Consider the following 12,895-nt stretch of genomic DNA (forward strand, 5'->3'; position numbering starts at 1 on the left):
GTTTATGAATGCCCATCACCAAAAACTGTATGAGCAGATGTTGCAAGCATTTCAGGGGCAAAATTTAGAGACAGCTGAAAGGCTGGCAAAAATGCTACTGAAGGTTAACTCAACTAATCTAGTGGCACTTCAGGTTTATGGACTTTCTCTTGCAATGCAGGGGAGATCTATTGAATCTGTAGTTCCGCTTTATAAGGCATCTCAACAGGATCAAAAAAATTCTGAACTGTTAATGAATCTTGCGAAAGCTCAGCACGATGCTTGCATGCATACTGAAGCTATCGCAACCTATAAAAAATTAGATCGATTAATTCCAGGTAATAAACAAATTTTGACCGATTTGGGGACTGCGTTTGCCAAAGTAAAGAATTTCCAGGATGCGCAGTTTTGTTTTGAAAAAGCGATGCAAGTTGACCCTAACTATTTTCTAACATGGTCCAATCGTGGAAATCTCTTGGCTGAGACTGGATCTACAGCAGAAGCAATAGTTTCTTATGAAAAAGCGCTAGAGCTAAATCCGAACTATGCTGAGTCATGGACTAATTATGGTAATGCATTATTTGACCTCAGTCGTTACCAGGAGGCGAGATTAGCTCATGAGCGGGCGCTTGAGCTGAATCCGAACTATGCTGAGGCATGGTCGAATTACGGCAATACCTTATTAGAACTAAAGGATTCTGGTGATTATGAAGCGTATCAAAAAGCATACTCATTAAAGCCTGATCACCCATTTCTGATTGGGCAATTATTCAGCGCAGCCACCAGTCGATGCGATTGGAATATTTCTCAAGCTTTAGCATCAAAAATAACCTCAGATGCTGAGCTTGGTAAAAAAGTTGCACACCCCTTTATTCTTCTTCAAACAGATGCCTCGTTAGAGCTTCAAAAATTAGCCGCAGAAATATTTATTAATGATCGAGTGTCATTTTTAAATACGGACCCTCCTGTGGCGCCTATGCGTGATGATAGGAATAAAATTCGAATAGGATACTTCTCATCAGACTTTAAGGCTCACCCTGTCGGAATATTGATGGAGAATTTACTCAAATATCATAATCGAGAGCAATTTGAGCTCTACGGATTTTTTTTAAACGTTACGACTGGAGATGTCACTGAAGGTCGGTTAGTTAATGCATTTGACAAAACCTTTTATCTTCATGGTGTGAGTGATTCTGAAGCTTCGAATTTAGCCATTGGGTGTGCACTAGATATAGCAATTGATCTGAATGGACATACGAGCGGAGCAAGAACTTCATTGTTTGGTAGAAAACTTGCACCTATTCAGATTAATTATTTGGGCTATGCAGGTACATCTGGGGCTAACTTTTATGATGTCTTAATTGCGGATGAGATTGCAGTTCCACCTGAGCACCAAATTCATTTCTCTGAACAGATCCTTTATTTACCTAATTCATTTTTCCCGGTGGATACGAGTATTCCAGTCGAGGATTTTGGTGACCTTCCTTCAAGGCTCAGCCAGGGGTTACCTGAGACTGGTTTTGTATTTGCTTGCTTCAATAACTCGTACAAGATTACGCCACCTATTTTTGATCTCTGGATGAGGCTTCTTCAGGATGTTCCTGGAAGTGTTCTATGGCTCTCAAAGCCAGCTCCTGAGGCTCTTGAAAATCTTAAACAAGAGGCGGAAAGCAGGGGGATTGACTCGAGCAGATTAATTTTTGCAAGTCGAATGCCGGAGCGATCAGAACACCTTGGCAGGTTGCGGTTAGCGGATTTATTTCTAGATACGCCCAATTACAATGCGCATGCGACTGCTGCTGATGCCTTGTGGGCCGGGTTGCCAGTACTGACGCTGATTGGCAGTACTTTTGCTGGAAGGGTTGCCGCAAGTCAGATTAACGCATTAGGTTTGAATGAGCTAATTGCCCATTCAGAGGCTGAGTATGTTGCTAAGGCGCTAGAATTTTCAACCCACCCAGGTGCTCTAAAGTCGATACGTCAACAGTTAGAAGCAAATCGAGATGAATCACCCCTATTTAATACAAGACAATATGTGCAGGATCTAGAGTCTCTGTATATTGGTTTGGTGAGTAAAACGAAATCACATTAAATCTCAGCCGTGCTCCAAACAGAATTTCTTTTACTTGCTTTTGCAATCTCGTCCAATATCTTTTCATGTAACTGGCAATCTTCTTGACTGGCTATCACTAGCTTGAGATTGTTTGGTAGAGCTTTCATTTGCCCAGAAGCATCAGTACCTACCGTGTAATCAACCAGATCAATAGAGAGATCCTCTTGACCCCGTGTCATTGCCACATAGACCTCGGCTAATAGCTGGGCATCCAATAGAGCGCCGTGCAAGGTTCGATGTTGATTGCTAATTGAAAATCGCTCACAGAGTGCATCCAGTGAGTTGCGCTTGCCTGGGAACATTTGACGGGCATCTAAGAGCGTGTCGGTAATTTTTGAAGCAAGACCTCTAAAAGTAGGGCGCTTGAGTAAAGTAAATTCATTATCCAAAAAGCCCAAGTCAAATGCGGCGTTATGAATTACCACTTCGGCGCCATCAACAAATTCAATCAGTTCTTCAACGATATTGGCAAAGACCGGCTTATCTGACAGGAATTCACGTGAAAGCCCGTGAACGGCAAATGCGCCAGGATCAATATCACGTTCAGGATTAATGTAGTAATGGAAAGTACGATCGGTTAATCGACGCCCTACCATTTCAACGCAACCGATTTCAATAATACGGTCGCCTGTAGCGGGGTTGAGTCCAGTGGTTTCAGTATCGAGAATAACTTGACGCATTAGGTGCCTTCCAACACGGATTGAGGGATTTCCATAGGACCCTTACCGGCATATTTATCTAAATATAGATAGATCACGGGGGTAATGATGAGGGTGACGAACTGCGAGAAGATTAATCCACCCGCTACGCTAATGCCTAAAGGTTGACGCAACTCTGCTCCAGCACCTAAGCCTAATGCAATCGGCAGTGCGCCCATGAGCGCAGCAATCGTTGTCATCATGATTGGCCTAAAACGCAAGATACAGGCTTCACGAATAGCCATTTCCGGAGTCATTCCTCGATTACGTTGGGCATCGAGGGCAAAGTCAATCATCAAGATTGCATTCTTTTTGACAATACCAATTAGCAATAAGATGCCAATCGAGGCGATGATGGTGAGCTCAAAGCCAAAAATACGCAGAGCTAGAATCGCGCCAATCGCCGCTGATGGGAGGCCGGCCAGAATGGTGAGGGGATGAATGTAGCTCTCATAGAGAACGCCCAACAAAATATAGATAACACCAAGGGCTGCCAAAATCAAAATCACTTGACCGGTTTGATTGTCTTTAAATACTGCAGCATCACCACCATAGCTCGTAATGATGGAAGGGGGAAGCCCTATCTCTTTTTCATACCCATCAATAGCCTTGGTTGCATCACCCAAGAAAACGTCTGGTGCAAGGTTAAATGAAATCGTTACCGCTGGAATTTGGCCTTGATGGTTTACGGCCGTGGGTCCGACGGTACGAACAAAACTAGCCAGGCTAGATAGAGGAATAAGCTTATCCGTTGCGCGACCCCTGACGTAGACCTTATTTAAATCCGTTTCAAACTGTCGATCATTTTCTGCAGTTTCCAGAATGACATAATACGTATTGACTGGGGTATAGATGGTGGATACCTGGCGCTCTCCAAACGAGTTGTACAGTGCGCTACGAATGTCAGCAATAGTCACACCAGCAATAGCAGCTTGTTCGCGATTGATCTCAATTTTGACATTAAGACCTTTCATTTTGGAATCGCTTGTCACATCTCTAAAGATAGGATTAGCGCGTATCTTATCCATCATCTTGTCAGCCCACTCATTGACGCCTTCAAAGCCTACGCTTTGCAGTGTAAATTGATAGCGACTCTTACTGCTTCTACCGCCTAGTTGTAAGTTTTGAACCGGGCGCATGTATACCTGTAGGCCTGGAATATCTTTGAACTTATTTCTTAGACCTTCAATGACCTTACTCATTTTTTCTCGATCACCCTTGGGTTTCAGAATGATGAAGAAGCGCCCTGTGTTGCGGCCAGAACTTTGGCCACCACCTAGAATAGAAATCGAGTTGGCTACGTTGGGATCGTTATTCACAATCTCAGCAGCGCGATCTTGAAGCGCCAGCATCGTTTTAAAGGATGTATCTTCAGCAGCCTCTGTAGTAGCTGTAATTTGCCCGAGGTCTTCTTCTGGAAAGAACCCTTTAGGACTATTTGAAAACAAGTAAATAGTGATGAAAAGGCTAGCTACCGCCCCCCACAATACTTTTTTTCGATTGTCTAAGGCTAGATCTAGGTAGTGAATATAGGTCTTGAGGGACCAGTCAAACAGTCGATCAAATTTTTTCGTGATGGCATATTCTTTTGGATGGTCACCAGGCTTGGGTAGGAAGCGGCTACAGAGCATTGGCACGATAGTCAGTGAGACCAAGGCTGAGACCAGAATGGACAGGGAGACTACTACCGCGAATTCTCTAAAGAGAAGTCCAATTGGACCCGCCATAAAAAATAGCGGTATGAATACTGCAACCAAAGAGATAGAAATCGAGATGATGGTGAAGCCGACCTCTTTACTGCCTTTCAAGGAGGCCTTCAGTGGATCCATACCTTGCTCTATGTAGCGCATGATATTTTCTAGCACCACAATTGCATCGTCTACAACCAAGCCAACTGCAAGAGTGATACCCAGTAACGAGATGTTATCTAGGCTGTATCCCATGATGTAGAGCAGAAAAAATGCGCCGATGAGCGAGATGGGCAAGCTAATAGAGGGTATTAAAGTCGCTGAGATCCGCTTGAGAAATAAGAAGATCACTAAAACTACCAACAGGATAGTAAATACCAATGTAATGTTGACATCATGAATCGCTTCAATAATGGAGAGCGAGCGATCGTTAATTAACGTTAAATTAATTGAGGCGGGCATTTGCTCTTTAAATGTAGGCAGTAGTTTTTTAACAGCTGCAACTACGTCCACTGTATTCGCATTGGGTTGGCGCAGGATGGCAACGGCAATAGAGCGTTCGCCGCCAGAAGTAGCAAAGGTTCTCACATCCTCAAAGCTTTCCTGCACATCTGCAACATCACGTAAATAGACTGGTAGACCATTGCGTTGTGCAATGACGAGGCCGGCAAATTCTTCCGCTTTGACAAGTTGGGGATTGGCATAAATCGTAATTAGTTGGCGTGGGCCATCCAAGGTACCTACTGGACTATTAGTATTGGCCTTATTGATTGCGGTAGCCAACTCTTCCATGGTGATATTGCGATTACCCAATGCATCTGGACGCACGCTGACCCGCACCGCATAGCGTTTTGCGCCATAAACGACTACCTGAGATACGCCGCTAATAGTGGCGATATTCGGAGCCAATAGATTTTCTGCGTAATCATTGATCTCTGACAGGCTCATTGACGGTGAGCTCATCCGAACGACAAGTACTGCTGTATCCGCAGGATTGATTTTGCGATATGACGGAGGAACCGTCATTTCAATTGGGAGTCTGCGCTGCGCTCGGAGCAAGGCTGCCTGAACATCTACTGCAGCTTTATCAATATCTCGTTCATTCGTAAACTCTAAGGTGATGCTAGTAGAGCCGAGCGTATTTGTTGAACTAATGACTTTGATGCCATCAATAGTGGCGAATTCTTTTTCAAGCGGTAGTGCCACTGAAGACGCCATATTTTCTGGTGCTGCGCCGGGAAGACTCGCGCTAACCGAAATAATGGGCGTATTGAAGCTTGGAAGGGCTGCAACAGGAATGTTGAAATAGGCGACGGTACCTGCAATCACTGTTGAGATAGACAGCAGCACCGTCATCACGGGGCGTCTAATACATAATTCAGAGAGCGTCATTTTTTCTCAGTAGAAGAGGGGCTGGCAACAGTTGGAGCAGCCGGAGCAACCGGAGCACCCGGACTAGCAGGAGTGGCTGGGGTGGCAGCAGCAGCAGGAGTTTCGGTTGGTTTGGAGCCTGGCTTAGCAGCAACTTTTTTGGCCTCACGAACCTTGCCGCCAGGACGCAGATTTTGCTTGCCCTCAATCACAACGCTATCGCCTGCCTGAATACCGGAGATGACTGAACTGCCTTGGTATTCATAAACAACCTTAATGGGTTTGGCTACCACCTTGTCGTCTTTATCCACCAGATAAACAACTCTACCTTTAGGGCTGATCACGATCGCCTCAGTAGGAACTGCAATTGCATCTTTTAGGGTATTGGCATTGAGCTGAACTCGCGCAAATTGTCCGGGCAATAGAGACATCTTGTCATTGGGGATTTGAGCGCGAACACGCACGGCTGCGATGCTCGGATCAACCTGGTTATCAATGACCAGCACTTCACCCTCATAAACAGATTTTGAATCATTGCCAACGCTGACTTTGACCTTAAGTGGCGCATCGGATTGTTTACCATCCATTAGCAATGGAATATCTTTTTCGGGCACTACAAACTGAACATTAATGGGGTTCAATTTGGTAATGGTCACCATAGATCCAACGCTAGAGGTTGCTGTTGAGCTGGTCGCTGTTGTGACGATGTTGCTAGCTTGCACCAGTGATCCTGGAAATACATTCACAATGCCTGCGCGCCCAGCGATTGGTGAGCGAATAGATCCATAAGAGAGTTGGACTTCAGCTGATCGGGCAGCGGCTTGGGCAGATTTTGCATTCGCAAGGGAGGTCTCTAAACCTGCTTTGGAGATGAAATTTTTAGTAACTAATTCCTTGGCACGCAGATACTGCTGCTGCGCATCGTCAGCTAGTGCTTTTAATCTTTCATAGTTGGCTCTATCGTTCCGATCATCCAAGGTAAACAGGAGCTCACCTTCTTTCACCTCTTGCCCATCCTTCACGTGAATGGTCTTCACCATGCTGGTAATCATTGGACGAATATCCACAATACTGCTAGAAATGATTGTTCCCGTGGCTTCGATGATGAGGGGAATATCCTTTTTTTCTACTATGACACTGGTAATGGTTTGCGCGCCACCAGCCGGTTTGCCGCTGGCTGGAAAAAAGTAGTCGTAGGCTTTCAATCCAGCATACAAAATGATCAACACCAACAGAATGCGCCATTTGTATTTAAGGGTAAATGCTTTGACCGTGGAGTAGTCTAATTTTTTGAGCTGAGCAAATATCGGGGAGGCTTTTTTCCAGAGAGCGCATAGGTGACCCATGACCCAGTTTTTCAGCATTGGGAGCTTGGCGATTGCCTTATCGAGTGCAGATTCAATTGTTGACACGGTTTCGGCGTTTTTCTTGGTTTTATAGGGTTTTAGCGGTGAATTTTCCTCCGCTCAGAATATTTTCATTCTCTCATAAGCCCGTTACGAACGGGCGGCAGTACTTTGACCTGCCTTACGGCAGAAATTCCTCTACGCCTTTGTTTGCCAGCAGATCAGCAAGCTCATTTCCGGGGTGACCGTTGTGTCCCCGGACCCAGTGCCAAGAAATCTGGTGGTCAGGGATTAAGGCATCTAATTCTTGCCATAAATCGGCATTTTTGACGGGATCCTTGCTCGCGGTCTTCCAACCCCTTTTTTTCCACCCCTCAAGCCACTCAGTAACCCCTTTTTGGACATATTGCGAGTCAGTCCAAAGCTCTACTGAGCTAGTCTGCTTGAGGGCTCTTAGGGCATGAATGACGGCACTAATTTCCATGCGGTTATTGGTGGTGTGTTCGGCACCTCCGTGAAGATGCTTTTCATGGTCGCCGGAGCGAAGAACGGCTCCCCAGCCACCAGGGCCTGGATTGCCTTTGCAGGCACCATCGGTGTAAATAATGATGTGAGGGCGTGTTTTGGTGTCTGACATAGCGTTAATTTACTGGGTCTTGGCTATTGACCGCATTCTGACGGCTTTCAGTGGCTGGACTCAGCTGCGTCATAGCTGGGATGCGTAAGCCTTGAACTTGGCCAATCAAGCGAATGCCTTGTTGGCGTTTGATGGCGGAAACGACGAAAACAGCTCCAAAAATAGGCCACCAGCGGTTGCCTGCTGGTTCTAGGAAATCCATTCTGGCCATACCCGATTCCCCATTGAGCGGGAGTTTATAGCAGCCAAAGTGCCCACGATCCAGAGAAAAGTTTAGAAGTTGGAGCCAGTCTTTGATTCGTAAAAGCCCAATAAATTGACCATCCCTTGGCAAATAAGGGCTACCAATCAACCTACTGAGATATTGGCGCATACCCCAAAGACTAGCCGGATTAAATCCCGAAATGATTAAGCGACCTTCGGGGCGAAGCACACGCTCTGCCTCGCGCAGAACTTGATGGGGATCGGCGGCAAATTCCAAGACGTGTGGCAATACCAATAAATCAATGGTTTCGGAGGCAAAGGGCAGTTCATTGGCATTCCCTTCAATCTGATGCCAGTGAAAGCCCTTTACTTCCTTTTGACGATCATTGGCATCCACCAGTAGAGCTTGCAGTGGCATGCGGTTTTCTGTGAGGGTATTCATTTGTGGCAAGCCAACTTGGACGGCATAAAAACCAAAGACATCAGCCACAATTTGATTGAAGCATTTTTGCTCCCAGGCAAGAACATATTGACCAGGAGGGGACTGGAGCCACTTTTCCCAAGAACTCCAGGGTGGGGCAGGCATCTGAGATGGGGAGGGGATGGTTGGTATCATGAGTCTATGGTGAAGAATACTTTATTGCAGGTTTGGCCGATACCGGCTTTTGACGACAATTACATCTGGTGCATTCACGATGGTCAATCGGCGTTGATTGTGGATCCAGGTGATGCCACGCCCGTAATCAGATATCTTGAGCAAAACAAACTCACTCTGACGGGTATTTTAATTACCCATCACCACGCCGACCATACTGGCGGCATCCTATCCTTAATGCAGGCTGCAGGGTCCCATGTGCCGGTGTATGGTCCAGCCACGATCGATATTCCGGGTCGTACTCATGCTCTGCTCGAGGGGGATAAGATTGGCCTAGTCGCGCCACGCATCAGCTTTGAGGTCTACGAGGTACCAGGACACACCTTAAGTCATATTGCTTACTTCGCGAATATGCAGGCCAATGTAGTTGAGCCAATGCTGTTTTGTGGTGACACCTTATTTGCCTCTGGATGTGGTCGTTTATTCGAAGGCACCCCAACGCAGATGACTCAGTCTCTAGCGAAGTTCATTGCCTTGCCAAAAAATACTCTGGTGTATTGCACTCATGAGTACACCTTATCTAACATTCGTTTTGCTCTTGCAGTGGAGCCCAATAATGCGAACCTGATAACTTGGGCACAAACTGCTCAAGCATTACGTGAACAAAATTTACCTACCTTACCCACAACGATTGGACAAGAGTTGCAAGTTAACCCCTTTATGCGCTGTGATCAAAAAGAGGTGATTGACGCAGCATTACAAGTTTCTGGCGAGCAATTGCTTCCAACAAGTGCACATGTCTTAGCAGTCATTCGAGCTTGGAAAGACCGCTTCTGATGGCGTGGCGTTCGATGTGGCCTTACATGGCTGTATTGCTGATTGCCTTGCTCTCAGGATGTGCGAGCACGGGGGACTGGTCTTCCGATACGCCGACACGTCAAGATCCGCGCGCAGCTAAAGCAAAGCGGGTCAACTTACAAAATCAATCGGTCAGCGATATTTATGCGCCATCAAGCAATCTATGGATCCGCATTCGGGATGGCTTTGAGATGGAGCCGATGAACACCCCCCTAGAGATCGCGCAAGTGCGCTGGTTGAGTGCTCGACCCGATTACGTGCATCGCTCGATGGCTCGTTCTTCCCGCTATCTGTTCTATATCGTGCAAGAGGTAAATGCACGTAAGATGCCAACCGAAATTGCCTTGCTTCCTTTTGTGGAGAGTGCCTTTGTAATGCCTGCCAAATCGAGTGCAAAAGCGATGGGTTTGTGGCAGTTTATGCCCGCTACCGGTAAAGATTTTCGGTTGACGCAAAATGTTTTTAGGGATGAGCGTAGAGATGTGCTGCAATCTACGGATGCGGCGCTAGATTATCTACAGCGTCTACATAAACAGTTTGGAAGCTGGGATTTAGCCCTAGCTGCTTACAACTGGGGTGAGGGCAATGTCTCTAAAGCGCAGAAACGCAATCTTGCTGCAGGACTTCCAACGGACTATCTGAGTCTCAAAATGCCCAATGAGACTCGGAACTATGTGCCCAAGTTAATGGCTTATCGACAGATTGTGTTGGATCCACAGGCCTACGGTATTGTTTTGCCCGAACTGGAAAATCACCCTTACTTTGTGGCGGTAGATGTTGGGTCTGATATTGATGTTGATTTGGTGGTGAAGTTAAGCGAGATTCCGGATGCAGAGTTTCATAGTCTGAATCCCTCTTTTAATAAGCCAGTCATTTTGAGTAATGCCAATCAACAGATTTTGTTGCCATTCGGACATGCAGAAATCTTTCAAGAAAACCTTCGCAAGTACACCAAACCGCTGTCCTCATGGACTGCAGTTCAAGTCAGCAAGACAGAAAGCGTAGACCAGGCTGCCAAGACGCTGGGTGTTGATGTTGATACTTTGCGTGCAATTAATGACATCCCCAAAGGCATGCGTATTCGTTCGGGGTCGACTGTAATAGTGCCTAAAACTAGCCTTCGCCCAGGAGATATTTCGTCGGTGATGGCTGAGAATGGCAGTCTGAGCCTGGTCAAGCCAGCACCTCCGCCAGCTCCAGCCCCTCAAAAATGTGCAAAAGGGGCCAAATGCCCGGTTGTGAAATCTGCAAAAGGGGCAACTAAGGGTAATTCCTCTGCAAATAATGCTGCATCTCAGCATAAATCCGCATCGACAGGGCTTGCAAAATCTGCGAAAAATAGCACTACGACAGCAGCTAGCCCTTTAGTGAAGACAACGAACGCCAAAGGGGCTAGCAAGATTCAGTAATTTCAGAACTTTTTTACTTACTTGTTTAGGTTGACCATGTCCTATAAATCAGAACACGAACGCTCCATTAAAGACCCAGAAGGCTTCTGGGGAGAGCAGGCAATGCTCATTCATTGGGAAAAACCATTTAACAAGGTTCTGAATTATGCAAACCCGCCGTTTGCCAAATGGTTTGAAGGGGGTCTCACCAATCTTTGCTACAACGCAGTCGACCGTCACCTTAAAGATCGCCCCAATCAAATTGCTCTAGTTGCCGTTTCAACGGAAACGAATTTAGAAAAAGCTTATACATTCCAAGAGCTCTACGAAGAGGTGAATCGCATAGCTGCTATTTACAAAGCCAATGGAGTGCAAAAAGGCGATCGTGTATTGATTTATATGCCGATGATTGCTGAAGCTTGTTTTGCAATGCTTGCCTGTGCACGTATTGGTGCAATTCACTCGGTAGTGTTTGGTGGATTTGCCTCGCATAGTTTGGCGTCCCGCATCGATGATGCAAAACCCATAATGATTGTGACTGCCGAGGCTGGATCCCGTGGCGGTAAGGCAGTACCTTATAAGCCATTATTGGATGAAGCAATTACTCTAGCTCACTACAAACCCGAAAAAGTCTTGATCGTTAATCGCGGTCTTGCTGAGTTCACCATGGTGGCTGGGCGTGATCTGGATTACGCCACTGAGCGCCAAAAACACCTCAACGATCTAGTGCCAATTGAATGGGTTGACGCGACTCATACATCTTATATTTTGTATACCTCGGGTACTACTGGTAAGCCGAAGGGTGTGCAGCGGGACACAGGTGGTTACGCAGTTGCGCTGGCTTCAACTATGAAGCATATTTTTTGTGGTAATCCTGGTGAGACGATGTTCTGTACATCCGATATTGGCTGGGTCGTAGGTCATAGCTACATTATTTATGCACCGCTTATTAATGGTATGGCAACCATCCTGTATGAGGGTACGCCACTGCGTCCTGATGCGGGTATCTGGTGGGAATTGGTTGAGAAATACAAAGTATCTGTGATGTTCTCTGCTCCAACAGCGGTACGCGTTCTCAAGAAGCAGGATCCTGCATTTCTTACAAAATATGATCTTTCCAGCTTGAAAGCCCTGTTCCTGGCGGGTGAGCCTTTGGATGAGCCAACGGCGACATGGATTCATGATGCGATTAAGAAACCGATTGTCGATAACTACTGGCAAACTGAAACTGGTTGGCCTATGTTGGCAATTCAGCGTGGTGTAGAGGTGATGCCGCATAAGTTTGGCTCCCCTGGTGTCCCATCATTTGGCTACAACATGAAGTTGTTGGATGACGCTACATCAGAAGAATTGGGCCCAGATCGCAAGGGTGTGATTGCGATTGAAGGTCCATTGCCCCCCGGTTGTATGCAAACTGTTTGGGGGGATGACAAGCGTTTCGTTAGCACCTATTGGGAGACTATTCCCGGCAAAACAATTTACTCTACTTTTGACTGGGGTATTAAGGATGCGGATGGCTACTTCTTTATTTTGGGCCGAACCGATGATGTTATTAACGTTGCTGGACACCGCTTAGGTACCCGTGAGATCGAAGAGAGTATCTCTGGTCATCCCAATATTTCTGAGGTAGCGGTGGTAGGTATTGAAGACAAACTGAAAGGTCAGGCGGCCATTGCTTTTGTCATTCCAAAAGACGCTTCAAATACTGCCAACTTGGAGGCGGAGTGTATGAAGACGGTAGACAAGACATTGGGTGCGATTGCTCGTCCAGGTCGGGTATATATTGTGACCGCATTACCCAAGACCCGATCTGGCAAGATTGTTCGTCGGGCACTGCAGGCTATTGCTGAAGGGCGCGATCCTGGTGATATCAGTACGATGGAAGATCAGTCCGTTTTGGCTCAAATTAAGACCATTATTGAGCAGGGCGCCCAGCCTTAAGCTGGTTCGCTCTAAGCAAAATAAGCCTCTCAGTCCTGTGGCTCAGGGGCTTATTACCCTCTCAGCCTAAGTGGCTA

Annotated in this window: 9 protein-coding genes; 4 read left to right on the plus strand and 5 right to left on the minus strand. The window is 46.4% G+C overall.

Going from position 1 to position 12,895, the window contains the following annotated elements; translation table 11 throughout:
• Window positions 1-4 precede the first annotated feature (4 nt).
• On the plus strand, window positions 5-2,071 hold the full coding sequence (locus DN92_RS04675; protein ID WP_173960160.1) for an O-linked N-acetylglucosamine transferase, SPINDLY family protein: 2,067 nt from the start codon (window positions 5-7) through the stop codon (window positions 2,069-2,071).
• Here the strand turns inward: DN92_RS04675 and dnaQ are convergent.
• The 5 genes from dnaQ to DN92_RS04700 form a co-directional block, all read right to left on the minus strand.
• Window positions 2,068-2,772, minus strand: a complete 705-nt coding sequence (dnaQ, locus tag DN92_RS04680) for a DNA polymerase III subunit epsilon (RefSeq protein ID WP_173960161.1) — start codon at window positions 2,770-2,772, stop codon at window positions 2,068-2,070. The genes DN92_RS04675 and dnaQ overlap by 4 nt on opposite strands.
• Window positions 2,772-5,870 (minus strand): efflux RND transporter permease subunit, encoded by a 3,099-nt coding sequence (locus tag DN92_RS04685; RefSeq protein WP_173960162.1) that lies wholly within the window; start codon window positions 5,868-5,870, stop codon window positions 2,772-2,774. Before DN92_RS04685 ends, dnaQ begins: the two co-directional genes overlap by 1 nt.
• Window positions 5,867-7,261 carry an efflux RND transporter periplasmic adaptor subunit gene (locus DN92_RS04690; RefSeq protein ID WP_173960163.1) on the minus strand — a complete coding sequence of 465 codons (1,395 nt, stop codon included), beginning with the start codon at window positions 7,259-7,261 and terminating at the stop codon, window positions 5,867-5,869. Before DN92_RS04690 ends, DN92_RS04685 begins: the two co-directional genes overlap by 4 nt.
• A gap of 115 nt (window positions 7,262-7,376) precedes the next feature.
• Complete coding sequence (gene rnhA / locus DN92_RS04695; RefSeq protein WP_173960164.1) at window positions 7,377-7,832, minus strand: ribonuclease HI; 456 nt, start codon at window positions 7,830-7,832, stop codon at window positions 7,377-7,379.
• A 4-nt stretch (window positions 7,833-7,836) separates the two neighbouring features.
• Window positions 7,837-8,652, minus strand: a complete 816-nt coding sequence (locus DN92_RS04700) for a class I SAM-dependent methyltransferase (protein ID WP_173960165.1) — start codon at window positions 8,650-8,652, stop codon at window positions 7,837-7,839.
• Between the two features lie 6 nt (window positions 8,653-8,658).
• Here DN92_RS04700 and gloB point away from each other — a divergent pair, with 6 nt between their 5' ends.
• The 3 genes from gloB to DN92_RS04715 are packed head-to-tail and all read left to right on the plus strand — an operon-like array spanning window position 8,659 to window position 12,818.
• The gene (gloB, locus tag DN92_RS04705) at window positions 8,659-9,468 is read left to right on the plus strand and encodes a hydroxyacylglutathione hydrolase (protein ID WP_173960166.1); all 810 of its coding nucleotides are present in this window, start codon (window positions 8,659-8,661) and stop codon (window positions 9,466-9,468) included.
• Complete coding sequence (locus tag DN92_RS04710; protein ID WP_254598346.1) at window positions 9,468-10,898, plus strand: transglycosylase SLT domain-containing protein; 1,431 nt, start codon at window positions 9,468-9,470, stop codon at window positions 10,896-10,898. The genes gloB and DN92_RS04710 overlap by 1 nt, the downstream gene beginning before the upstream one ends.
• A 36-nt stretch (window positions 10,899-10,934) precedes the next feature.
• On the plus strand, window positions 10,935-12,818 hold the full coding sequence (locus DN92_RS04715) for a propionate--CoA ligase (protein ID WP_173960167.1): 1,884 nt from the start codon (window positions 10,935-10,937) through the stop codon (window positions 12,816-12,818).
• The last annotated feature ends 77 nt before the right edge of the window (window positions 12,819-12,895 follow it).

It is taken from the genome of Polynucleobacter arcticus (assembly GCF_013307205.1).
GTDB lineage: Bacteria > Pseudomonadota > Gammaproteobacteria > Burkholderiales > Burkholderiaceae > Polynucleobacter > Polynucleobacter arcticus.